25 protein-coding genes are annotated in these 24,162 nt (G+C 57.6%); 11 read left to right on the plus strand and 14 right to left on the minus strand.

All coding sequences use genetic code 11. The annotated features are described in order from the left end of the window. Positions 1-117: 117 nt before the first annotated feature. On the plus strand, positions 118-780 hold the full coding sequence (locus tag ACR0EN_RS10760) for a DNA-3-methyladenine glycosylase I (RefSeq protein WP_170512305.1): 663 nt from the start codon (positions 118-120) through the stop codon (positions 778-780). 42 nt (positions 781-822) lie between these two features. Next, complete coding sequence (locus ACR0EN_RS10765) at positions 823-1,509, plus strand: hypothetical protein (protein WP_170392110.1); 687 nt, start codon at positions 823-825, stop codon at positions 1,507-1,509. Between the two features lie 5 nt (positions 1,510-1,514). On the opposite strand, the gene ACR0EN_RS10770 is transcribed toward ACR0EN_RS10765, so the two are convergent. Beyond that, the gene (locus ACR0EN_RS10770; RefSeq protein WP_170392112.1) at positions 1,515-1,922 is read right to left on the minus strand and encodes a c-type cytochrome; all 408 of its coding nucleotides are present in this window, start codon (positions 1,920-1,922) and stop codon (positions 1,515-1,517) included. A gap of 97 nt (positions 1,923-2,019) precedes the next feature. Between ACR0EN_RS10770 and ACR0EN_RS10775 the strand changes: the two genes are divergently transcribed. Beyond that, on the plus strand, positions 2,020-2,457 hold the full coding sequence (locus ACR0EN_RS10775) for a DMT family transporter (RefSeq protein WP_170401478.1): 438 nt from the start codon (positions 2,020-2,022) through the stop codon (positions 2,455-2,457). Here ACR0EN_RS10775 and ACR0EN_RS10780 read toward each other — a convergent pair. Together ACR0EN_RS10780 and ACR0EN_RS10785 are read right to left on the minus strand one after the other, a co-directional pair. Then, a complete protein-coding gene (locus ACR0EN_RS10780) occupies positions 2,441-3,127 on the minus strand; it encodes an ABC transporter ATP-binding protein (protein WP_480586696.1) in 687 nt (228 codons plus the stop codon). The two genes, ACR0EN_RS10775 and ACR0EN_RS10780, sit on opposite strands and share 17 nt — an antisense overlap. Beyond that, positions 3,120-4,406 carry a lipoprotein-releasing ABC transporter permease subunit gene (locus ACR0EN_RS10785; protein WP_170512314.1) on the minus strand — a complete coding sequence of 429 codons (1,287 nt, stop codon included), beginning with the start codon at positions 4,404-4,406 and terminating at the stop codon, positions 3,120-3,122. The genes ACR0EN_RS10780 and ACR0EN_RS10785 overlap by 8 nt, the downstream gene beginning before the upstream one ends. Positions 4,407-4,798: 392 nt before the next feature. On the opposite strand from ACR0EN_RS10785, the gene ACR0EN_RS10790 reads away from it, so the two are divergent. Next, on the plus strand, positions 4,799-5,155 hold the full coding sequence (locus ACR0EN_RS10790) for a hypothetical protein (RefSeq protein ID WP_170563856.1): 357 nt from the start codon (positions 4,799-4,801) through the stop codon (positions 5,153-5,155). 30 nt (positions 5,156-5,185) lie between these two features. Here ACR0EN_RS10790 and proS read toward each other — a convergent pair whose 3' ends face one another. Next, positions 5,186-6,526, minus strand: a complete 1,341-nt coding sequence (proS, locus tag ACR0EN_RS10795) for a proline--tRNA ligase (protein WP_480586700.1) — start codon at positions 6,524-6,526, stop codon at positions 5,186-5,188. A gap of 132 nt (positions 6,527-6,658) precedes the next feature. Between proS and ACR0EN_RS10800 the strand changes: the two genes are divergently transcribed. The 5 genes from ACR0EN_RS10800 (at position 6,659) to ACR0EN_RS10820 (ending at position 12,479) form a co-directional block, all read left to right on the plus strand. Further along, positions 6,659-8,056 (plus strand): FAD-dependent oxidoreductase, encoded by a 1,398-nt coding sequence (locus ACR0EN_RS10800; protein ID WP_480586703.1) that lies wholly within the window; start codon positions 6,659-6,661, stop codon positions 8,054-8,056. Continuing rightward, positions 8,056-9,030, plus strand: coding sequence for an isopenicillin N synthase family dioxygenase (locus ACR0EN_RS10805; RefSeq protein ID WP_480586706.1), 975 nt, complete (start codon positions 8,056-8,058; stop codon positions 9,028-9,030). The genes ACR0EN_RS10800 and ACR0EN_RS10805 overlap by 1 nt, the downstream gene beginning before the upstream one ends. A 90-nt stretch (positions 9,031-9,120) precedes the next feature. After that, positions 9,121-10,194, plus strand: coding sequence for an AI-2E family transporter (locus ACR0EN_RS10810; protein WP_170392915.1), 1,074 nt, complete (start codon positions 9,121-9,123; stop codon positions 10,192-10,194). Then, positions 10,195-10,884, plus strand: coding sequence for an HdaA/DnaA family protein (locus tag ACR0EN_RS10815; RefSeq protein WP_170801911.1), 690 nt, complete (start codon positions 10,195-10,197; stop codon positions 10,882-10,884). It begins immediately after the preceding gene. 50 nt (positions 10,885-10,934) lie between these two features. Continuing rightward, entirely contained in the window at positions 10,935-12,479 is a 1,545-nt protein-coding gene (locus ACR0EN_RS10820) for a Ppx/GppA family phosphatase (RefSeq protein ID WP_170401504.1), read from the plus strand. Here ACR0EN_RS10820 and ACR0EN_RS10825 read toward each other — a convergent pair whose 3' ends face one another. The 7 genes from ACR0EN_RS10825 to ACR0EN_RS10855 all read right to left on the minus strand — a co-directional run bounded on the left by ACR0EN_RS10825 (position 12,480) and on the right by ACR0EN_RS10855 (position 18,746). Continuing rightward, entirely contained in the window at positions 12,480-12,839 is a 360-nt protein-coding gene (locus ACR0EN_RS10825; protein ID WP_480586709.1) for a hypothetical protein, read from the minus strand. A 49-nt stretch (positions 12,840-12,888) separates the two neighbouring features. Further along, on the minus strand, positions 12,889-13,881 hold the full coding sequence (locus ACR0EN_RS10830; RefSeq protein ID WP_170625259.1) for an endonuclease/exonuclease/phosphatase family protein: 993 nt from the start codon (positions 13,879-13,881) through the stop codon (positions 12,889-12,891). A gap of 3 nt (positions 13,882-13,884) precedes the next feature. After that, positions 13,885-14,565, minus strand: coding sequence for a molecular chaperone DjiA (locus ACR0EN_RS10835; RefSeq protein ID WP_170392133.1), 681 nt, complete (start codon positions 14,563-14,565; stop codon positions 13,885-13,887). Positions 14,566-14,574: 9 nt separating this feature from the next. Then, complete coding sequence (locus tag ACR0EN_RS10840) at positions 14,575-15,099, minus strand: GNAT family N-acetyltransferase (protein ID WP_170818772.1); 525 nt, start codon at positions 15,097-15,099, stop codon at positions 14,575-14,577. Further along, positions 15,096-15,698: a VOC family protein gene (locus ACR0EN_RS10845; RefSeq protein ID WP_170732941.1), complete on the minus strand. Its 603-nt coding sequence runs from the start codon at positions 15,696-15,698 to the stop codon at positions 15,096-15,098. Before ACR0EN_RS10845 ends, ACR0EN_RS10840 begins: the two co-directional genes overlap by 4 nt. A 109-nt stretch (positions 15,699-15,807) precedes the next feature. After that, complete coding sequence (gene scpA, locus ACR0EN_RS10850; protein WP_170661943.1) at positions 15,808-17,934, minus strand: methylmalonyl-CoA mutase; 2,127 nt, start codon at positions 17,932-17,934, stop codon at positions 15,808-15,810. Continuing rightward, positions 17,931-18,746: a hypothetical protein gene (locus tag ACR0EN_RS10855; RefSeq protein WP_170818773.1), complete on the minus strand. Its 816-nt coding sequence runs from the start codon at positions 18,744-18,746 to the stop codon at positions 17,931-17,933. The genes scpA and ACR0EN_RS10855 overlap by 4 nt, the downstream gene beginning before the upstream one ends. 170 nt (positions 18,747-18,916) lie before the next feature. Between ACR0EN_RS10855 and ACR0EN_RS10860 the strand changes: the two genes are divergently transcribed. Next, positions 18,917-19,363, plus strand: coding sequence for a DUF4174 domain-containing protein (locus ACR0EN_RS10860; RefSeq protein WP_170392143.1), 447 nt, complete (start codon positions 18,917-18,919; stop codon positions 19,361-19,363). A gap of 76 nt (positions 19,364-19,439) precedes the next feature. Here the strand turns inward: ACR0EN_RS10860 and ACR0EN_RS10865 are convergent, their stop codons facing one another. Further along, entirely contained in the window at positions 19,440-21,485 is a 2,046-nt protein-coding gene (locus ACR0EN_RS10865; RefSeq protein WP_170818774.1) for an acetyl-CoA carboxylase biotin carboxylase subunit, read from the minus strand. A 117-nt stretch (positions 21,486-21,602) separates the two neighbouring features. After that, on the minus strand, positions 21,603-21,806 hold the full coding sequence (locus ACR0EN_RS10870) for a hypothetical protein (protein WP_170392147.1): 204 nt from the start codon (positions 21,804-21,806) through the stop codon (positions 21,603-21,605). A 650-nt stretch (positions 21,807-22,456) separates the two neighbouring features. Here ACR0EN_RS10870 and ACR0EN_RS10875 point away from each other — a divergent pair. Then, positions 22,457-23,608, plus strand: coding sequence for a DcaP family trimeric outer membrane transporter (locus ACR0EN_RS10875; protein WP_480586712.1), 1,152 nt, complete (start codon positions 22,457-22,459; stop codon positions 23,606-23,608). Positions 23,609-23,694: 86 nt separating this feature from the next. On the opposite strand, the gene ACR0EN_RS10880 is transcribed toward ACR0EN_RS10875, so the two are convergent. Next, positions 23,695-24,048 (minus strand): hypothetical protein, encoded by a 354-nt coding sequence (locus tag ACR0EN_RS10880; protein ID WP_170512369.1) that lies wholly within the window; start codon positions 24,046-24,048, stop codon positions 23,695-23,697. Positions 24,049-24,162 lie beyond the last annotated feature (114 nt).

Raw genomic sequence — 24,162 nt, forward strand, 5'->3', positions numbered from 1 at the left:
ACCGTCAAAGATATTGATTGACTAGTCAATATAAAACACGCGCTTCATCTCAAGATCTGATTTGCCTTGTCAAATCTTCTTAATAAGGCAGCATCTGGATAAGGGAGGGTCTGGGAGATGCGTCACTTTGAAAAGATCTACCAGATATCGGCTGATCGCCACGGCGGCCCCGCCGAACTGGAAAGCAAGCTAAGCAAGCCTAAACCAATCGCCGAATTGGTGGCGATGTCAGATGATCGCTGGTTATCGATTATTACGAAAACCGTGTTCCAGGCAGGGTTTAACTGGAAAGTGATCGAATCGAAGTGGGACGGATTCGAAACGGCATTTGACGGCTTCGACATTGGACGCTGCGCATTCATGGATGACGAGAAATTCGACGCACTGCTGCAGGACACCCGCATTGTCCGCAACGGAACTAAGATTGCCACAGTGCGCGACAATGCCGCGTTTCTGCTGGAACTCCGCGCGGAAGGTGGCGTCGGGCAAATTCTGGGCGGGTGGCCATCACAGGATTATGTCGGCTTGCTACAGATGCTCGCCAAGCGCGGATCGCGGCTTGGCGGTGCTTCGGCGCAGTATGCTATGCGATTTGCCGGTCGGGACAGCTTTATTCTGTCCCAAGATGTAACAGCTCGTCTGATCGCTGAGGGCGTTATCGACAAACCTGCAACCTCCAAAAAAGCAATGGCCGCGGTGCAGGCCGCGTTCAATACATGGATGGGACAATCCGGGCGATCGCTGACGGAAATCAGCCGGGTTCTAGCGATGAGCCTTTGAAAACGACTTGCAGCGCCGAGCTGCCGCATTAGGCTTAATGCCATGATCCGCCCCCTGTTGATTTCATTGCTGTTTCTATGTGTAGCCTGTGGTCGACCTCTAACCGATCACGAGCGCGCATTTGTCAGTAAAATCCACGGAGACACATTGAATCTGGATCGTGTGCGATTGGTAGAGGGTGCCCCCGTCGCAGCGGTTACATTTACCCGCAAAGCCCGCCCTCGGGTTGCCTGCCGCGAACGGATCTTACCACCTGTCAAAGAGGAAACCGTGACCGGCAAACCCGCGGGCGTTGCATTGTTCAACCATGTATACTTCACGAAGGACTGGTATCTGGACGACTACATGAGCCAGTACCCCGATCAGGTGAACCTGATCGGGGCAATGTTGCTTGCGCATGAATTAACCCATGTCTGGCAGTGGCAAAATCGCAAGACAACTGGTTATCACCCGTTCCGCGCTGCGGCAGAGCATGGCCGGAAGGACGATCCTTACCTGTTCGACCTTGATACTTCGCCCGATTTTCTGGCCTATGGCTACGAACAGCAGGGCGCCATCGTCGAGGAATATGTTTGCTGCCGGGCGCTCGACCCCGACGCACCTCGAACCAAGCGTCTGCACGATATGCTAAGCGCCCAATTCGAAGTCTCGAAATTGCCCGGTAACAGGCGTGAAAGCTCCGTCCTGATACCCTGGGCGGGCGCAGAGATTAATGGCATCTGTCGCTGAGCTTGTTAGTTTACTTGCAGGGTCTTCAGGTAAGCCACTAGATCCACGATTGGCTTGCTGGTCAGGATTGGCTGCCCTTCCGGCGTTTTGATCGCGGTGTCGTTGCCTTCGAAATAGGGGCCATAAACCGGCATCGGGCTGCCATGGCTGACCAACGGTTCGCGCCCGTCAATCCGCGCCACGACGCGCGCTGTCGGAAATACACCATTTGCATCGGCCAGCGTTCTCAGGTTTGTTGGCTGGATCACCAGCACCCCGGCCATTGGCCCATGCCCTGTTGCATCCAGCCCATGACAGGTAGCGCAATAGTGCTGATACAGCTCGGCCCCGGTCTCCACGTCCTGAGCTGAAGAGGCCTGTGGTATCATGGTAAGTACAGTCAGCGCGCCTGCGCCAAGTATTGATCGGATCATCACTTTTCTCCCTCCTGCCTTGCAATTCGAGACTTGCCGGGAGGTCGCGCTGGCGCAATGATCCAGATCAACGAAATAGGCGCAGGGACAAAAGGCAATGACACAATACGCAGCCATCATGCTGGCCGCCGGAATCGGCGTTCCCATCCTCGCCGCGCTGAACGCCGCATTAGGCAAGTTGATCGGCTCACCCAATGCGGCCGCCGTCATCCTGTTCGCGATCGCCTTTGTCGCTTCAGCGCTGGCGCTGTTGGTACTCGGTGGATCCGATGCCTTTGCCAAACTCACCCAAGCCCCCAAACATCTGCTGCTGGGTGGCGTATTAATCGCCTTCTATGTGCTATCAATCACCCATGTGGCCCCACATTTTGGCGTGGGCAATGCGGTGTTTTTCGTCTTACTCGGCCAGTTGATCAGCACAGCCGCAATTGACCATTTTGGCTTGTTCGGCGCGCAGGTTACGCCGCTGACATTAATGCGGGCCGGAGGCATTACGGTGATGGCAATCGGGGTCGCAATCACTCAGCTGGCCTGAGCACGCCGCCCTCCAGCCGCAACATCCGGTCCATCCGCGCCGCCAGATCAAGGTTATGCGTCGCGATCAGCGCCGAAAGCCCTTCATCCCGGACCAGCGCCATAAGGGCCGCAAACACCTGATCCGAGGTTTCGGGGTCCAGATTGCCGGTCGGTTCATCCGCCAGCAGCACACGTGGCTGATTTGCGAGCGCCCGGCAGAAGGCCACGCGCTGTTGCTCTCCGCCCGACAAGGCTGCTGGCCGGTGATCTGCGCGCGGAGCGACGCCAACGCGATCAAGCAACTGCATCGCACGGGCTTGCGCTGCTTTCTCGGAAGCACCGTTTGCCAGTTGCGGCAACACGATGTTCTCCAGCGCCGTAAACTCAGGCAACAGATGGTGGAACTGATAGACGAAGCCAACATCGCGCCGACGGATCGCTGTGCGCATGCGATCCCCTTTGCCCGTCGCGCCCTGCCCTGCGACTTCGACTTCGCCTGTATCTGGGGTATCCAGCAGGCCTGCGATATGCAGTAGGGTCGACTTGCCCGCCCCGGATGGTGCAACCAGTGCCACAGCCTCACCCGCGCGCAGCTCCAGATCGGCACCGCGCAGAACCTGCACCTCTCCTGGGGTGCCTTGCAGATAGGTCTTGGTCAGACCGCTGAGCCTTAAAGTCACATCACTCATAGCGCAGCGCCTCAACCGGGTTCAGCCGCGCTGCGCGACGAGCCGGGAAATAGGTGACAAGGAAAGACAGGCCAAGTGACAGCCCTATCGCTTTCATGACGTCAGACAGGTGCAATTCGGCGGGCAATGCGTAGATGCCGCGAATGGACGGGTCCCAGACGCCGCCACCCATGACGTAGTTCACGAAGGAAAAAATCGGATCGATATAGATAGCGAAGAGGCAGCCCAGTACGACGCCCATCGCTGTTCCGATGATTCCCGTAAAGGCCCCGCAAATGAAGAACACCCGCAGCACTGATCCTTCGCTGAGCCCGATGGTGCGTAAGATACCGATGTCGCGCCCTTTGTTCTTCACCAGCATGATCAACCCCGAGACGATGTTCATTGCTGCAATCAGCACGAGGATCGACAGGATGATGAACATCACATTGTCTTCGACCTCCAGCGCCCGCAGGAATCCTCCAGAGGCATCCTGCCAAGTCCAGATCTGGCTGCGCTCACCTGCGGCCTCAAGGATCGGAATCAGGATCGGGGTCAACTCTTCGGGGCGCTCAACCATCACTTCGATCTCGTCCGCCACGCCTTCACGGTTGAAGAAGCTTTGCGCCTCGGCAAACGGCATGTAGACGCGCGTTCGGTCGATGTCATAGCGCCCGGCAGAAAAGACATAGACCACCTCATAAGCGTTCACGCGGGGAGATGTGCCAAATGCGGTTTTTACACCGTTGGGCGAGGTCAGTTTGACCCGATCCCCCACCGTCGCCCCGATGGCCCGCGCCACGCCCGAGCCGATGGCGATGCCGTCCGGGAACCGGGACAGGTCACCATAGGCCTCTTCGCTTTCTGCAATACCTGGCAACTCGGCCAGATCGTCGGGACGAATGCCAAAGACCTGCACGCCTGAACTGCGGTCCGCGTTGGTGATCAGCACCTGACCTTTGACAAGCGGTGCTGCCCGTTCGACCCCCGGCACCTGCGCGATCCGCTCGGCCATTCCATCGAAATCCGTGATGGTACGGTCTAGCCGCCCCTGCGCATCGATTTCTCCGGCGGAATAAACCGTGACATGTGCGTTGGCCCCAAGAATAGTGCCCACGAATTCTGACCGGAATCCGGACCGAACAGCCAGCGTCGCGATCAAAGCGAACACAGCGAGCGTAATCCCGATCAGCGAGATCCAGGTCATCACGCTAACGCCCCCTTCGGCCCTACGGGCACGGAGGTATCGCCAGGCGATTTTCCATTCGAAAGGGGCAAAGGGCGGGGGAGATTTGGCCATTCCTGCCTCGGGTTCAGATTTTTCGCGACCCTTTCGACATTTCGCCGGATGGTCAAGCCAGTTATCGTGCGGACACCGGTTCGGCGTTACTGCGCCCGATAAAGGGGCGAAAAGAACAGTTTGAAACGAATCATTTGCCCCAAGCGCCAACTCATCAGCGGCAGCGCGAGAAATCACTGGCCGCAAATTATACCAATGGTTGTGAACCCCTTCACAGACAAGGGCTTATTGTTTCAGTTATGAAGTCAATGTGAGATATCAGCACCCGACTGAGTCACAATCGCAACATTCAGGTGCGAAATATTGTTTCACAAATTGATTAGTGTGAGAAACTTTGTCACCCTATTTGTGTGGGGGACACATTTTAAGAGTTTAAGGGCGGAGGCACGCTCATGGGTATTCAAGAACATATGGAAGGTACGGGCCCGATTACTGCCCGTTCAGCAGCAACAGAACTGGATTGCGAAAGCGCCGCATTGTTGCGGGCAGCGATCAGGCCAGTTTTCACAAGCGCAGCAAGCTGGGCCGGGTTGGCCGACATACTGCGGGACAAAGGCTATCGCCTTGCTTTCCGGCAGGGGCGGCTGTGTATCACGGATCGCACCACTGACGAACGCGTCTGTGGATTGCGGTTTCTGGGCTTCGAACTGGCGGAACTTGTACGCCGCTTTGGTCGCCCGATCGTGGTCGCACGCGGCAGCGAAGCGGACGGCGATTTCCTGACCGCACGTCCGACCTCAGCTTCCTGAGCTAAACCGCCGAAGGTTGCACCGCCTTGTTCAGGCGATGCCCTCATAGATTTCTGCGATCTTGGTGACGGCCTCTTCGGGGCTGAGTTCCTCACTTTCGCCGGTACGGCGGCTGGTGAGTTCGACCACACCGTTCTTCAGACCACGCGGGCCCACTGTGATGCGCCACGGCAGACCGATCAGGTCCATGGTGGCAAACTTGCCCCCTGCCCGTTCATTCCGATCATCATAAAGCGGCTCAAGCCCCAGCGCAGTCAACGCGCTGTAGATTTTATCGCACGCCGCGTCCGCCTCTTCATCACCTTGCTTCAAGTTCACAATGCCGCAATGGAATGGAGTCACGCCTTCGGGCCAAATGATGCCCTTATCGTCATGGCTGGCTTCGATGATCGCACCGATCAGGCGGCTAACGCCGATGCCGTGGCTGCCCATATGCACCGGAACCGGCTTGCCATCGGGGCCTTGCACAGTCGCTCCAAGAGCTTCGGAATACTGGGTGCCAAAATAAAAGATCTGCCCCACTTCGATACCACGCGCCACGCGGCGGCGATTTTCGGGGATTTGGTCAAACAGGGCTTCGTCGTGGGTTTCGTCCGTGCGGGCGTATTTAGAAGTGAACTCTTCGAGGATCGCCTGACACTGTTCGCGGTTATCATAGTCGATCTCACGATCGCCGAAGGTCAGATCGGTGACCGCGCTGTCATAAAAGACCTCGGATTCGCCAGTATCGGCCAGTACGAGGAACTCATGCGTGTAGTCACCGCCGATAGGTCCAGAATCAGCGCGCATCGGGATGGCTTGCAGACCCATCCGCTCATAAGTACGCAGATAGCTGACCAAGTGGCGGTTATAGGCGTGCAGCGCGTCTTCTTTGGTCAGATCGAAATTGTATCCGTCCTTCATGTAGAACTCGCGCCCCCGCATCACGCCGAAACGTGGGCGGATTTCATCGCGGAACTTCCACTGAATCTGATAGAGCGTCAGCGGAAGGTCTTTGTAGCTGCTCACGTGGCCGCGGAAGATGTCGGTCACCAGTTCCTCGGCGGTTGGCGTGTACAGCATATCGCGACCGTGGCGGTCCTGCATGCGCAGCATTTCCTGGCCATAGTCGTCATAACGACCGGATTCGCGCCACAGGTCGGCTGATTGCAGAATCGGCATCTGGATCGCGATGTGCCCAGCCCGCGCCTGCTCTTCATGCACAATGTTCTCCAGCTTGCGCAGAACTTTGAAGCCCAATGGCAACCAGGAATAGATCCCGGCGGCGGCCTGTTTGATCATCCCGGCACGCAGCATCAGCCGGTGGCTGACGATCTGAGCCTCCGAGGGGTTTTCCTTGAGAACGGGCAGAAAGTAACGGCTGAGGCGCATAACGTAACCTTACGGGTGAGAATTTCGCTGCAAGGTGATTATTCCAAAGCCTAGCCGGGGGCAATCGCACATCGGTGTTTTGCGACCCATGCGCAGTCGGTTTTTTGATTGACCGCAACGCCGGGGTTTTCAATGTTGGCGCAAACGTTCAACCGCGAGGCAGCAATGCAAACAATCACCGAACCCGCCCGCCAGATCCCCGTTGTTCACCAGACCGACGTATTGGTTGTCGGCTCGGGTCCCGCTGGATTGTCAGCAGCGCTGGCTGCCGCACGCGCTGGGGCCGAAGTTTCCTTGATGGACAGATTCGGTTGCATGGGTGGGAATATTACGGCAGTCGGTGTCGAAGGCTTTGCCTGGTATCGCCACGAACAAACTGTCGAGGCCGGAGGCATCGGCATGGAATTCGAAACCCGCGCCAAAGAGATGGGTGCAGCAGTGCCTGAAAGCCAATCGCTCAGCTACGAACTGGACAGCGAGGGTTTCAAGCTGGTGGCCGACAAGCTGGTCGAAGAGGCCGGCGTTCACCCGATGCTGCACCGTCAATTCGTTGCCCCAATCATGGAAGGGGATCGCATCACTGGGGTGATTACCGAATCCAAAGCGGGGCGTGAGGCGATCTTGGCCAAGGTTGTCATCGACGCCACAGGGGATGCAGATGTAGCGCATCGCGCGGGCGCCCCGACGCACAAGACGCCGCGTGAGGACATGATGGCAGCCTCGGTCATGTTCCATCTGGCCGGTGTCGACAAACGGGCGTTTATGGAAGGCATCAAAGCCGATCCGCAGACCTACAAGGACTGGGGCGGCGGTGGCGAATGGAATATCGAGACCTCTGGCAAAGAGGACGACATGTTCTCACCCTTCGTCAAGAAACCCTTCCAGCAGGCGATTGATGAGGGCCTGATCCCGGCGCATCTGAACACGATTGCAGGCACGTGGGGAGCGATGCACGATACCGGAGAGCTGACTTATATGAACCTGATTCATATGGATCAGATTGACGGGACCGACCCCGACAGCCTGACATTTGGCGAGATCGAAGGCCGCCGTCAGGCGATGCTCGCCATTGATGCCCTCCGTCGCTTCATGCCGGGCTGCGAAAACGCACGTTTGCGCAATTTCGGCATGACTATCGGTATTCGAGATACGCGCAAGATCGATGCAGTCTACAACATGACCGAAACCGATGCCCGCCATCAGGGCCGGTTCGAAGACTCTATCGGCATCTACCCAGAATTCATTGATGGTTACGGCATACTGATCCTGCCCACTACCGGGCGGTATATGCAGATCCCCTATCGCTCGATGTTGCCCAAAGGGATCAAGGGCCTGCTGGTAGCGGGCCGGTCTCATGGTGCGGATCGGGTCGCCCATGCCGCAACGCGCAACATGTCCTGCTGCGCGGTCATGGGGCAAGGTGCGGGGATTGCGGCGGCCTTGTCGCTGAAAAGCAATCAGGAGCTCGACAGCATGAACCTTGCCCCAGTGCATCAGGAACTGGAACGGCAAGGCGTGAGAATTAACTGATGGAGCATATTCCAACCATAGATATCAGCCCGCTGGCCGATCCTTCTGGTCCACAGTATCAGTCAACGGTCGCGCAGATCATGGATGCCTGCACCAGTATCGGGTTTCTGTCGATCACAGGGACAGGCATCGCACCCGAGCAAATTGAGCAGGTGCGCGATTGTGTCAGTGCGATCTTTGATATCGACGAGGCCCGAAAATGGGATCAGGCCATCACCCGCGAAAACTATCGTGGGTACATTCCGATGGGGTTCTTCACGCCCAATGACGGCTCGGGCGCGGCGGATAAGTACGAAGGGTACAAGCTGCATTTCGAAGCAGCCGAAGATGCGCCGATCCGGGTTGAATGCGCACTTTACGGCCCGAATATCTGGCCCCGAGAAGTGCCCCAGGCCCGCGCGGTAATACTGGATTACTGGCTACAGCTTGATGGCGTGACAGATCTTTTGCTGGGTGCATTGGAAGTGGGGTTAAAAATCCCGCCCAACACACTACGCGACGCCTTCCGCGACCCGATGACCAACATGACCCTGCTACACTATCCGCCACAATCCCCGGATGAGCGTGGCTATGGAATTCATCCGCATAAGGACACCGACGCGCTGACAATAATCGCTCCCGATCCGGTCGGAGGGCTTGAGGTGCAGACCCGCACCGGCGGCTGGATCACACCGGACTGCCCGCCCGGCGGCTTCGTGGTCAATATCGGCGACATGCTGGAACTGTGGTCGGGCGGGCAGTTGAAATCGACCCCGCATCGCGTGGTTAATCGATCCGGGCGTGAACGCTATTCCTTCCCTTATTTCGCCGTTCCGCGCCACGATGTGGTGGTTGCGCCACTGCTGCCTGCCCTGTCCGGCTTTGATCGCCCGAAGGTACATTGCGGACACTGGTCGGCGGAAATCTGGCGCACCAACTGGCCTGATGAAATGGCCACAGGTGAGACACCGGAACTGGGTACTCTGACAGACTAGGGTATAAAAATCGCGCGCCATGAACCGCTTGCATCGCCGGGCGTCATGGGCCAAGAACACGGCAATGCTGTGCAAACGAGGGATTGCGCCATGGCCTTGCCGGTGAAGGATCAGCTTAGATACTGGGGCATTGCCGCCGCTGTTTTCGTGCTGCTTTTGTACCTGTTGGGCGATGTCTTGCTGCCCTTTGTGATCGGTGGTGCGATTGCATATTTCCTTGATCCCGTTGCGGACCGCCTGGAAACACTCGGCCTTTCGCGCATGGCTGCGACCGGGATCATTACCGTTGTCGGCGTGTTTGGTTTTGTTTTGATGATTCTTATGGTTGTGCCCGCGTTGATCACACAGCTACTGGATCTGATTGATGTTTTGCCAAGCCTTTTTAAAGAACTGCGCGCCTTTATTGAGAAACAATTCCCGGCTTTGCTCGATCGCGAATCAAATACCCACCAGATGCTGGTGTCATTTGGCGAGACGCTGAAATCAAAAACCGGCGATGTGCTGCAAACCGTTCTGGCCTCATTGGGTTCAGCGATAAATGTCGTCGTCCTGTTGGTTATCGTACCGGTTGTCGCGGTTTATCTGCTGATGGATTGGGATCGCATGATCACCCGGATCGGAGAGCTCTTGCCCCGTGATCACGCCCCCACGATCAAACGACTTGCTGGTGAAATCGACGCCGTTCTTGCCTCATTCGTGCGTGGAATGGGTACCGTCTGCCTGATCCTCGGCACCTACTATGCTGTCGCATTGATGCTGGTCGGTCTGCAATTCGGCCTGATCGTCGGCTTCATTGCAGGACTGGTAACCTTCATCCCCTATTTGGGCGCCCTGATCGGAGGCACCCTAGCCATAGGCCTGGCCCTGTTTCAGTTCTGGGGGGACTGGGCACATATCGGTTTGGTCGCCGGTATATTTGCTATCGGACAGGTGACCGAGGGCAACTTCCTGACGCCCAAACTCGTCGGTAGTTCAGTGGGCCTGCACCCGGTCTGGCTGCTGCTGGCCTTGTCGGTCTTCGGCGCGCTGTTCGGCTTTGTCGGTATGCTGATCGCAGTACCTGTAGCGGCTGCCTTGGGCGTGCTGGCACGGTTTGCGACCGAGCAATATCTGCACAGCCGCCTATATACCGGGCTTGAAGGGCTCAATCAGGAAGACGAATAAATGGCCATGCAGCTCAGCTTTGATCTGCCGTCCAAGACTGCCTTGGGCCGCGAAGACTTTTTCGTCTCGCCTGCTAATGCGCTGGCTGTTGCGATGATCTCTGCCACCTCATGGCCTGGCAACAAACTGGTGCTGAGCGGCCCTGCAGGATCGGGCAAGACCCATCTGGCGCATGTCTGGGCCGGCGAGACCGGCGGTCGAATCGTACAAGCCGCCGCACTTCGATATGACGACGTGCCGGACCTGGCGCGCGGTCCGGTGGCGGTCGAGGATGTGCCGGTAATCGCTGCGGACGCCGAGCAGCAGAAAACTCTGTTCCATTTGCACAATCTGGTTCTGGCTGAGGGCCACGCCTTGCTGATGACCGGGCGCACGACGCCGAAGCTGTGGCATCTGCCGCTGGCCGATCTGCAAAGCCGGGCCGAAGGTGCGCATCATGTGTCGCTTGAAGGGCCGGACGATGCGCTGCTGGGCGCAGTGCTGGCGAAGCTATTCACCGACCGGCAGCTCAATCCGGGGCCGGATGTCATAGCATATCTGGTCAAGCACATGAATCGAAGCTTTGAAACCGCCGCCCGCGTGGTCGAGCAGCTTGACGAAATTGCGCTGACTGAAAAACGCGACATCACCCGTGCGCTGGCGGTGCGTCTATTGAACACAGAGGCCGAACAATCGGATGCCTGCAATTGACCGGACAAGGGTGATCTCGCATCCTGTCGCGCAAAAGACCTGGGGACACCATGACCAAGATTGCCGAGACTGATTTCCCGGATCACGGGCTGTTCGGAAGGCCGCTGTTCGAAGATCCGGGCGCCCGTGCACTTTCCCGGGTCGGGGTTGTCGATATCGGATCGAACTCGGTCCGGATGGTGATTTTTGACGGCGCGGCGCGCTCACCGGCCTATTTCTACAATGAAAAGGTGATGTGCGAACTGGGCGCCGGCCTGTCAGAGACCGGCCGACTGAACCCTGAAGGTCGCAAACGGGCGCTGGCTGCCTTGCACAGGTTTCAGCATCTTGCCAGAGACCTCGGCCTGCCCGCCCTGCACGCGGTCGCCACCGCTGCGGTGCGCGAGGCCAGCGATGGACCGGATTTCTGCGCGCAGGCAAAAGCCGAAACCGGCCTGATCATCAACGTTGTCGATGGCGAGGAAGAAGCACGGCTCTCAGCTCAGGGCGTGCTGCTGGGTTGGCCCGGAGCTTATGGGCTGATCTGCGACATCGGTGGCTCGTCAGTCGAACTCGCTGAGATCGGAGGCGGCAAGGTCGGACGTCGCATGACTTCGCCCCTGGGGCCGCTCAAGCTGCGCGATATCAAAGGCGGTCGCCGGGCGCGTAAGGAGCATATCAAGAAGACGCTGGAAGAGATGCGCGACCGGATGGGCCCTCAACGTGATCGGCTGTTTCTGGTCGGCGGCAGCTGGCGCGCCTTCGCACGTCTGGACATGCTGCGCCGAGGCTATCCGCTGAACGTGCTGCACGAATACCGCATGACACAAAGTCAGGTACGCGAGACCATCAAGTTCATCGAACAGAATGATCCTGATGAATTGCGCGCATTGGCCGGTGTGTCGGGCTCGCGTATGGCATTGATCCCCTATGCAATGGATGTGCTTTCACGCCTGATCCGCACGTTTAAACCAAAGGACATCGCGATTTCAAGCTACGGCATCCGCGAAGGATTGCTGTATGAACAGATGCCGCAACGCCTGCGCGACCGGGATCCTTTGATCGAAGCCTGCCGGTTTGCCGAAGCGAAAGACGCGCGCTTGCCCGGTTTCGGCAAACACCTGTTCGATTTTGTCATGCCCTTGTTCCGTTCGGCGCCGGAACCGATGCTGCGCCTGATCAAGGCAGCTTGTCTGCTGCATGACGTTAGTTGGCGTGCGCATCCAGATTACCGGGCCGAGGCCTGTTTCGAATATGTCACCCGCGCCAACATGAGCGGGATCAAACACTCCGAGCGGATCTTTATCGGGCTCGCTTTGCAACACCGATATCGCAACAAACGCGAAGGGAGCCGCTTTACCGAGCTTTACGAACTGCTCGACGAACGCGGCCAGGAACAGGCCGAAATCCTGGGCAAAGCACTACGGTTCGGAGCGATGCTTTGGATGCAGCACGACGCAGCCATGGGCAAGATGCGTTACTATCCCAAAAAACAAAAGCTCGAACTGCGTCTGCCCAAATCGGCAGGCGCATTGTTCAACGAAGTCGCCGAGGCCCGTTTTAACTCGTTGGCCGGCGCGCTGAAATCAGAACCCAAAGTGATCATTCGGGGATAATCAGATATCGGTATAACCGTTAGAAGTCTCTTCTTCCGGCACAACTTCTTCGGGCTGATCTTTGGGCTTCTTGCGGATGATAATGTCGCCGTTTGGTAACATCTCGGGCGCTTCATACGCGCTCCAATCCTGCACCTGAGCAGCCAAATCAGCCAGCGCCGGACCCATTTCCCGCATGAAAGACTGCAAAGCCGGACCAAATTGGTCCGCAAATCCACGCAGGTCTTCGATCGTGGGCTCGATCTCTTGCCGCAAGCCTTCCAGAAACAACTCGGCACCCCGCTCCATCAGCGACTTACCTGAATCGTCCTGTGCTTGGGCAGGCAGGGCCAAGGCGGTACAAACAGCGCTGATCAGCATGAGACGTAGCATAGCTTGAATATAAGCGAGCGTGCCGAGTGTTGAAAGGTCAGAGGTCGATATCCAACGTCACCGGGAAGTGGTCGGATGCGGTTAGCAAGGCATCCCTCAGCTCGGGGTTGCCCCAGCAGGCGGCATCGCGAAACGGATGCCAGATGCGCCAGTTCGGGTGGTGGGCGCGCAAATCCTCGCTAATCATGATGTAGTCCAACAACGCCTCAAGATATCGTCCCTCATTAGGCCGCGCAAATCGTGCAGTTGCTGGGACGGAACCGGGGCGCAGTTCCAATGCCCTTGCTGCATGAGGATCATAGAGCCCCGCCTGCAACAATATCTCGACCGACGATCGACCGAAGAGGTGTTCGAACTCGTCCAGTCCGGGTCCGTCATTGAGATCGCCCAGCAAAATCACCGGCTCTCGCTCCGTCAAATGATGTCGGACCCGTCGACCCAGCCATACCGCCTGCGCCAACTGCTTACGGCGATTGGCAATCGAAATTCGTATCATCTCATCCCGCGACGCAGCGCCATGGGGCGCTTTGGACTTCAGATGCGCCCCGATCAGTCGAAACTCCTGCCCTGAGGTTGTTTGGATCGCCAATTCCATCGGAGGCTTTGAAAACCGAACAAGATCCTCGGTCGCATCCACATCCAGGTCGATCCGGAACTCGGCATTGAAACGCGGCGCGTTCTCAGCCTCCCTTGCGTCGTGTTTGGCTGTAAGAATTTCGGGATCATAAAGCAGGGCCAATTCCTGATGTGTATCATTGGGAAATCCCATGATTGCATGGCTTGTACGCAGACCGAACGCCTCGGCAAATCGCTGCAAGGCACGGACGGTATTCTGAGACTTGCCTGTGTTGGGGGCTTCGACGATCAGCATCGCATCGGCATCAATCGCCGTCAGCACCTTTGCGATCGCCTCAACCTGCCGGGCCTTGGTCACATCGTGACGCCCTGACCAGCTGTCATCGACAATCAGGCTGTCATTGCGATCAAACAGGTTGGCGAACCATTCGATATTGTAGGTCGCCAACCGCACGGATCAGACCCGGGCGCCGTTGATTTCATCCCAGGCGCGGTTGATATCGATCATCTTTTTCTCGGCCAGCCGCACCGCCTCTTCCGGAACGCCGCGTGCCAGCATCGCATCGGGATGAGTTTCTCTCACCAGTTGCCGCCAAACCTTGCGAATTTCGGTCAGAGGGGCGTCACGGGGAACGCCCAGAACCGTATAGGGGTCTTTCGGCGCATCCGGTACGAAACGCGCGCGCAGGGCCATGAACTGAGCGTCGGTCTGGCCGAAAATGCGGCTGACTTCTTCCAAAAACTCGTTTTCGTTCGGATGGTAGAACCCGTCCGCCATGGCAATGTGAAACAGCCCTTCCATCAAATCGCACAGGGTGGTGCTATCTTCGGCGAACATGCGGGCAATCCGGCGGGCATAGTCCTGATATCCAGCAACGTCTGTCCGTGCCATGTCAAAGACCTTGGCCGCCCCGTCTTCATCTTCGGGCGCGATCTGGAACACTTCACGGAAAGCCGTCACCTCATCCCGCGTCACCTGACCGTCGGCCTTGGCCATCTTGGCGCCAAGCGCCACGACAGCAATCGCAAAGGCCACCGAACGTTCTGGCGGCGTGCGCAGTTTCTCAAACACCGCAGTCAGGCTTTCGCCCTGGGCAAGCGCATTCAGCGCGTCGGCTATTCTGGACCAGATCGACATGGGCGCACCCTAGCGTGCCTTGTCACGACTGTCAGGTGCGACAGATGACTGCGGGTCGAGTATTTTTTGCATCAGGACAAGATCCAGCCGCTGCCCCCATTTGAACCCCACTTCAGGCATGCGTCCCACCTGCTTGAAGCCAATTGCCTTATGGAAGGCGATGGCTGCGGGGTTGGCCGATGAAATGCCCGCCACCAAGACATGCACGTTATCCTCCCGCGCGTTGGCTTCAAGAGCCTCCATCAACGAACGGCCAACATGCTGGCCTCTGGCTTCGGGTGCCAACTGTATCGAATGTTCGCGGCACTGCGCATATCCTGGTCCCGAGCGGAAGGTGCCATAGGTCGCAAACCCCTCGACGGCACCACTGCGCTCGGCGACCAAGAAGGCGGGACCTCTGGTTTCGATCTCTGCCACCACGCTTTCTACGCTGCGTTCATCGGTGGTGAAAGTGACCAGCGTATCACGGATAATCACGTTTGCTATCGCCGCAATCGCGGATGCATCGTGGGCTCTGGCCTGCCGGATGTTCATTCCAGCACGCGCAACCCGTGCGGTGTTTCGATTTCAGCGCGCAATGCAGCCGGGCCGCTGTCAAACGCGACATACTCCAACGCCCCCAAACCCTTGGCTAAGTCGATTGCATCCGGATGGCACACTATAAGGCGGCGTAACCGGCAGCCACTGTCCTGAAGCATTTGCGCCGGATGCAGATCACCCTGCCACTCAATAAGCGCCGGAAAGAGGTTGTCAAATGGCAGACGTCCATTTGGGGGGACTGCCATACGCCAGCGCAGCGCGCCTCGGTTCAGATCGATAGGTTGTCCGACGCCGTCAGGGAAAACGGTCAGTGACGCTTCGATATCCGGAACCCGGCAAATCCAGTTGGTCAGGCGGGGTGATCCGGTGAACCGGTCCAGATCGAACCAGCGCGTCCTTTGCGGTTTGGAGGCTTCGGGGTCGATCGCAATCGCCTCCAGATAGAGCCCATCCCGCAAGCCCAAAAGTCGATTATACGTCCCGAATTTTTCATGCTTGCCGCCGTCCTGAAGCCGTACGCCCAGCGCCTGTTCGATATGGTCAGAAGCTTCTTCAAGCGTTTCGCCCGCAACAGCCAGATGATCCAGTAACATGAAGACGCCTCCTGATGACAAACGACCAGACCATTTGGGTCTGGTCGCATGTTTTCCGCAAAGGGGCGAAATCACAAGATTTTTCGTACGAAAAATCTTGGCGCCGGCGTCAGGTTTTGGCTTCGCCGATCAAACGCAAGATGTCTTGTGCCGCTTCAGGGATGTTCGTTCCCGGACCAAAGATCGCCTTCACACCGTGATCGTAAAGGAACTGGTAATCCTGTTGCGGAATGACCCCACCGCAGATGACTATGATGTCCTCAGCCCCCGCCTTTTTCAGTTCCTCAACCAACTGAGGCGCCAATGTCTTATGCCCCGCAGCCTGCGAAGAGATCCCAATCACATGCACATCATTGTCCACCGCGTCCTGTGCGGCTTCTGCAGGCGTCTGGAACAGAGGGCCGACATCCACATCAAACCCGATATCGGCAAAGGCAGTGGCGATCACCTTGGCCCCTCGATCGTGGCCGTCTTGCCCCATCTTGACCACCAGCAGACGCGGGCGACGCCCCTCGGCCTTGGCGAATTCTTCTATGGAATTCTGAATCGCGGCAAAACCTTCGTCACCCTCGTAGGCCGCACCGTAAACACCGGCCAGGGTCTTCACTTCGGCACGGTGGCGACCGAACTCTTTCTCCATTGCCATGCTGATCTCTCCTACGGATGCGCGGGCTCGGGCGGCCTCGACGGCGGCGGCCAGCAGGTTGCCTCCCTCGCGGGCGGTTGTTGTCAGGGCGTCCAGCGCCTGTTGGCAAGCCGCCTCGTCGCGCGTTGCACGGATACGCTCCAGCCGCGCGACCTGAGCTTCGCGCACAGCCACGTTATCGACGTCCAGAATATCGATCGGGTCTTCTTGCTCTTTGCGATACTTGTTGACACCAACGATGACCTCTTCGCCCCGGTCGATCATGGCCTGACGGCGCGCAGCGCTTTCCTCGATCCGAAGCTTGGGCATGCCACTGGCAACGGCCTTGGTCATACCGCCCATTTCCTCGACCTCTTCCATAAGAGCCCAGGCTTTTTCGACCAGCTCGTTGGTCAGGCTTTCGACGTAGTAAGAGCCCGCCAGCGGATCGACCACATCGGTCACACCGGTTTCCTCTTGCAACACCAGCTGCGTGTTTCGCGCGATACGTGCTGAGAAATCGGTTGGCAGCGCGATCGCCTCGTCCAGTGCGTTGGTATGCAGTGACTGTGTGCCGCCCAGAACCGCGCTCATGGCCTCATAGGCAGTGCGGACCACGTTGTTATAGGGGTCCTGTTCCTGCAGCGACACGCCCGAGGTCTGGCAATGAGTTCGCAGCATTTTCGACCGTTCGGATTTCGCCCCGAACTCGGTCATTACCCGATGCCAAAGGGTGCGCGCGGCGCGCAGTTTCGCGATCTCCATGAAGAAATTCATGCCGATGGCGAAGAAGAACGACAGACGACCCGCGAACTTATCCACGTCCATGCCTGATTCCGTCGCAGCGCGCACATATTCGCGCCCATCGGCCAGCGTATAAGCCAGTTCCTGCACCAGGTTCGCCCCGGCCTCTTGCATGTGATAGCCCGAGATCGAGATCGAGTTGAACTTGGGCATCTCATTCGAAGTGTAATCGATGATGTCCGAGATGATCTTCATCGAAGGCTCGGGCGGGTAGATATAGGTGTTACGCACCATAAACTCTTTCAGAATGTCGTTCTGAATGGTGCCCGAGAGCACGGCCTTGTCATGCCCCTGCTCTTCACCTGCAACGATGAAGCTGGCCAGAACCGGGATCACTGCCCCGTTCATCGTCATTGAGACTGAAACCTTGTCCAGCGGGATACCGTCGAACAGGATTTTCATATCCTCAACGCTGTCGATGGCCACACCGGCCTTGCCGACATCGCCCACCACACGGGGATGGTCACTGTCATACCCCCGGTGAGTTGCCAGATCGAAGGCGACCGAGACACCTTGCTGGCCGGCTGCCAGATTGCGGCGGTAAAATGCATTCGATTCTTCAGCCGTCGAGAAGCCTGCATATTGACGGATCGTCCAAGGACGCCCTGCATACATCGTCGCTTTGACGCCGCGCGTAAACGGCCCGAAGCCCGGAAGCGAGCCCATATGCGGCAGATCAGCCGTGTCTTCCTGAGTATAAAGCGGTTTGACGTCGATGCCTTCCAGCGTCTCTTTGGTCAGATCGCCCAAAGGTCGGCCGCGCAGCTCTTTTTCAGCCAGCACCTGCCAGTCGTTGGTGTCGGTCATGTCGATTTCCTCTGTTCAATTCTGGTTTCGGCGGGGGCGACCCCGCGTGCATTGCTATCTGTCCGGCAGATCAGTTCAGCCCGCCCATCGGCGCCCGAGGCAAGCCATTCCAGATCATCGGCATAATCAGCCCAAAGCTGCATCGCCTGTTCAGCGGTCAGACCATGGGGCGTAGGTTTGGGCGCAGCATTCAACGCAAGGCCATCGCTGAATTCGGGCGCGGTGCGACCCGTCAGCGCCTGAAGCTGCGCCTGTTGATGACCCGCAAATTCCTCAAACGGCAAAACGAGCAATGGGACGCCCGGGAAGGCGTGGCTAATATCGGTGATGACGTCTCGCCAGCTCCGCTTGCTTTGCGCGATGCGGGTCCACTTTGTGGGCTCTATTGGGGCGCTGCCACGTTTGAACTTATAGGCGGCCACGGAAGACCAATACATATCCAACGCGCGGATATTCAAAGCAATTTTGGTGACTCTTCCATCAAATGCCCTTGCCAAAAGCTGCCCACGTTCCTGCATACCTGGATAGAGCGAGGCAAAGGCAATATTGCGCTCCATTGAGCCCACGAAATTCTCTTGGCTGACCAATAGCTGCGTCGCGCCGTCTTTCTGACATACGTCCAGCTCGCGGCGTAATCCATCACAGACCTCAGGCGTCAATTTATTCAAGCTGTTGAGGCCATTGGAGCGTGTTCGCTCCGGCCCCCAATACGCCAGACCTTGATCTGCAAGGACCTGCACGTTCCGGCTCAGATAGTTCTGGAAACTGGTGCTTGCACATCGATGTGCACCGCAATGCAGGATCACTTCCATCGGCCTACTCTCCCCACACGAAGGCCGCGGGAACGGCGCATTTTGTAGGCAAATTGATAAATACGCATGGGTGGGTGCGGCGTCCACGAAGCAAATTTTTGGTGATCACACGCATTTCGTCAGTCGCATTCGCCCCAGCAGAGGCTATATTCATCACAACAGGAGGCCTCATGACACGCACGCTTGCCTTTGTTTTCTCGGCACTATTCCCGTTGGCCGCCTTGGCCGCCGACGCGACTGCCCCTGCGGATGACAGCTTTGTTCGTCCAGTAGCTGACAGCGATCTGAGCGATTTTCTCTGGACGCATCGCCCGATCGTCGTTTTTGCCGATACCCCGGCAGACCCAAGATTCCAGCAACAGATTGACATGTTACTGGAAGGCGAGGACGCAATGCGGGATCGCGACGTGATCGTCTTGACCGATACTGATCCGGCGGCGCGATCATCGATCCGATCAAAACTGCGACCGCGTGGTTTCCAGATGGTATTTGTCGACAAGGATGGTGTCGTCAAACTGCGCAAACCCAGCCCATGGAGCGTGCGTGAGATTGGCCGATCCATTGACAAGACGCCTTTGCGCGAACGCGAAATCCGCGAACGACGTGAGGGCGGCTGAGCACCTGCGACATGACTCAAGATCCCGGCGGAAGCCGCTGGGAACCTTGAGAGATATGTCGCAGGTGTCCGCATCATCACTCGAACTCGATGATCACATCATCAACGGCCAGACTGTCGCCGGGGCCCGCGTTGATCTTGGAGACAACGCCCTTTTTCTCGGCGCGCAGGATGTTCTCCATCTTCATCGCCTCAACGGTACAAAGTGCCTGACCTTCCTGCACCTCCTGACCTACTTCCACATCAATCTTCACGATCAAGCCCGGCATTGGGCAGAGCAGCATTTTCGATGTATCAGGCGGCAGCTTCTCGGGCATCAGGCGGGCCAGTTCGGCCTGACGCGGGGTGCGCACATGTACCTTGAGGTCAGCCCCTCGGTTTCGGATACGGAACCCGCCCGATATCTTTCCAACCTTCAGGACCAACGGGCTGCCATCCACGTCCAACACCGCAAGTTGGTCACCCGGCGTCCAGTCAGAGGACACACGCAGAGCTGACCCGTCTTTGAATTTGACAGTCGCGCCCTGTTTGTCAGCCTTAACCTTGACGCTGAAATCCTGCCCTTGCAGAGCGACATTCCAACGTTTGCCGACCTTCCGTTCATGGTTGTCCATCCGGCCCGATACGCGGGTGCGACGGATTTCGGCAACCCGGTGCATGGCAGCGCACGAGGCTGCGATACGGCGCAAATCCTCTTCGGGAAGGTCGACGCCTTCGAACCCGTCCGGATACTCCTCGGCGATGAAAGCGGTCGTCATGTCACCACTTACAAATTTCGGGTGATCCATGACCGCTGACAGGAATGGCAAGTTGTGACCGATGCCTTCGACTTCGAAACTGTCCAGCGCCACGCGCATCGCCTCAATCGCCTGTTCGCGGGTCGGTGCCCAGGTACACAGCTTGGCGATCATCGGGTCGTAATACATGCTGATCTCGCCGCCCTCATAGACGCCGGTATCGTTACGCACAGCGCTATCCCCTTTAGGCGCAGCACCTTGCCATTTGTCATTCACAAGCAGCGGGCCGGCTGCGACCTCCTGCGGCGGGCGATAACGGGTAAGGCGGCCAATCGAGGGCAAGAAGCCACGATACGGGTCCTCTGCATAAAGACGGTTTTCAATCGCCCAGCCTGTCAGGGTGACGTCATCCTGCGTAATCGACAGTTTTTCACCAGCCGCCACACGGATCATCTGCTCCACCAGATCAACACCGGTGATCAGTTCGGTCACCGGGTGTTCCACTTGCAGGCGCGTGTTCATTTCGAGGAAATAAAAGTTCTTTTCCCCATCCACGATGAATTCCACCGTACCGGCACTGGCATAGTCTACCGCTTTGGCAAGCGCGACCGCCTGTTCGCCCATCGCCTTGCGGGTTTCAGGGTCAAGGAACGGCGATGGCGCCTCTTCCACAACCTTCTGGTTCCGGCGCTGGATCGAGCATTCGCGTTCCCCGAGATAGATGCCATTGCCGTGACTGTCACAGAGCACCTGAATCTCGATGTGGCGCGGCTGAGTCACAAATTTCTCGATGAAAATCCGGTCGTCGCCGAAGGAGTTCGCGGCCTCGTTCTTGGATGACTGGAAACCTTCCCGCGCCTCTTCGTCATTCCACGCAATCCGCATGCCCTTGCCACCGCCGCCAGCGCTGGCCTTGATCATCACCGGATAGCCAATGTCGTTCGAAATCTTCACTGCCTCATCGGCGTCTTCGATCAGGCCCATGTAACCGGGCACCGTCGAAACCCCGGCCTCCTGCGCGATCTTCTTCGAGGTGATCTTGTCGCCCATGCTTTCGATCGCACCGACCGGGGGGCCGACAAAGGCGACGCCTTCGGCATCCAGCGCCTCGGCGAATTTGGAGTTCTCGGACAGAAAGCCATAACCGGGGTGGACCGCCTGCGCGCCGCTTTTACGGATGGCATCCATCACCTTGTCGATGACGATGTATGACTGGTTGGCGGGCGGCGGGCCGATATGCACGGCCTCATCCGCCATTGAAACATGCAGGGCGTTCTTGTCAGCATCTGAATAGATGGCAACCGTGCCAATGCCCATCTTGCGGGCAGTCTTGATGACCCGGCAGGCAATCTCGCCCCGGTTTGCGATCAGGATCTTGTTGAACATGGAACGTCCTTTGGCTTGATGTTCTGGAAACGCAAAACGCCGCCGCGGGGCGTTGACCCCACGACGGCGTGATGCGCAATGACGGACGGGACTTTTCCAGCCCCGTTAAATTCAGCTTTAGTTACAGTTGTTCTGGGTCTTGCAGTAAAGCACGTTGCCCGCAGCCCCGACTGCCGCCCCAAGCAGCGGATCTGCACTGAGGACCGCCGCCCCCAGAGCCCCCGCACCGCCGCCAAGGATCGCCTGTTCACCGGTCGAGCCACCGCAGGCCGCCAAACCCGCGCAGGTTGCCAACGCAAGAGAAATTCGTTTGATTCGCATGGTTTCTGCCCTTCTAGATTTTTTGCAGTCTTTGAGAGCAGATGCCGATTTCGCGCCTTGTTATGCAATAACACGGACCACAAACTTGCGAATTGCGCAGGTTTTTGCCGTTTTTTGTCCAAACCTGACAAAAAGAAAACCGCGGACAGAACTCTGTGGGGAACACAAGCCTGCCCGCGGAAGGAAGGGGTACGGAATAGTAGGTGCTTGTGCGACGCAGGCAAAGTAGAGCCGCACGGCCCAATCACTGTGCACAGCACAATTCTGGCCGCCAACCAGTTATTGTTTCCATCTGAGATTCCGGCTGAAACCTGCCCATCCAGCGCGGCACCACGCAGATTTGCGCCGACGTCGTAATCGCCCGGACAGCGACGACTACGTCTGAAATCCGTCACGTTCCTGTTACAAATCGAAGACTTGTAGCGAGGCAGTGCGCGAGGCACCTCACGCAACATCACTACAAACTCACGCAAAAATCCTTCCGGTGACAGTAACTTAGATTCCGGTTTCACCGCAGTGTGAAACGTCACATGTCTACCGACACTTTTGCTTGAAAAATTGAGAGCATCTTCTCTCAACTTGGTGATTTCCCAAGAATTCAGTTGCGTGGAACGGTGCCCCTGCACACTCGCACACAAGGAACTATCCATATGATAACAAAGGGTAAAACTGCTAGCCTGCTTGCTGCCAGCGCGCTTTCCGTGACCGGTATGCAAGCCTTGGCGCAAGATGCACAAACTCAGGCTGAACTGGATGCACTGCGCGCCCGGGTCGAAGCGCTGGAATCCTCCAATCCCGGGTCTGGCACTGGGGATCTGCAGATCGGCAACACCACTCTGGACGTCTACGGTTATGTCAAAGCCGACTTCTTCTATGACTTCGAATACGATCAGGGCGACACCGCGTTCGTAAACGTGATTGGTGAACCCTCGGCCGAGACAGATGGTACGTTTGGCGCCACAGTCCGTCAGTCTCGTATCGGCCTGCGCACCAGCACACCTTCGGGAATCGGTGACATTCAGGGCCAGATCGAAGTCGATGCCTTCGGCTCGGACGGAACCGCCGAATTCCGAATTCGTCATGCCAATATCCGAATTGGGGAACAATGGCTGATCGGACAATACTGGACCAATTTCCAACCTCTGGACACCTACCCGACCTCGGTGGAATTTAACGGGCCGGTCGGGATCGCTTTCGCGCGCGTTCCGCAGGTGCGCTACACCAACAATATCGGATCGAATACCACCTTCGCCGTTTCCGTTGAAGAAAACGTCGGCGGCTCGGATTCGGATGATCCCGTGCTGACTGGCTCGGTCGAATACAACGATGGCAAATACATCGCTCGTGCCTCGGCGCTCTACGGCAAGGCGCAATCCGGCGACGTCGAGGTCAATCAGACCGGTTTCTCTTTGTCGGGCTCGATCCGACCGTGGGAAGGTGGGTTGTTCCAGGTCAACTATGTCAACGGTGAGGCACTTGGCCCCTACCTGATCGGATTGGGCGATGCAGTCGTCGGGGGTCAGGCCAACGATGTTGATGGCTACACCATCGAATTCCGTCAGGACCTGAGTTCCAAATGGAACGTCGGCATCGCCTATGGCAAGGAAGACTACGACCTGCCTACATCGACCGGTACTTTGTCGTTCACCGAGCTTGAGACGATCCACGTCAATGCCTTTTACAAGGCGACAGACAACCTGACGCTCAGCGCCGAATACATCTATGGAGAGCGGAACGACACAATTTCCGGCGACACATTCGACGGCAATCGTGTCCAGTTGGCCGCGCAACTCAACTTCTGATGAAAACAGCCTACCCTGCCCATTAGCGGGCAGGGTTCCAGTGTCACTGATCATCTGAGTGTTATGTGCGGCAGCCCCGGTCACAATCAGCGCGCTCCGTCGAACACGTCAGGGAAAGATTGGCGCGCGGCGTCCAGATTGATCACCAGCAGAGCATCATAGCTTGCAGGATCAAACGGGTCTTCGGCGGCGACAACCTCACGCCCGAACAGCCAACTTAGACGGCCCGCGTCCAGATTGCCTCGCTCAAAGGGCTGATCACCAAAATGCGCCCATAACGCCTCGATAAACGCGACATCTGCGCGCTTGTCGGCGGGTTTGCGATCGCGAAAGCGTTCTCGCTGGGTCAGCGGCGTAACGCCCTTGGGATTGGCCCGCCGAATGGTGAACTGGAAGTCTGTTCCGGGCAAACGTCCGGGGAAACCGCGATGTTTCAGCATTGCGAAACCTCAACGGACAAGTTCCAGATATGGCAGGCCATCGGACATGCCTGCGGGATTGAAGTGATCATGCGAACCTCCAGAGCTGCATCACTGTATCGGGACACTCTGAGA

This window comes from Ruegeria sp. AB7 (genome assembly GCF_056542625.1).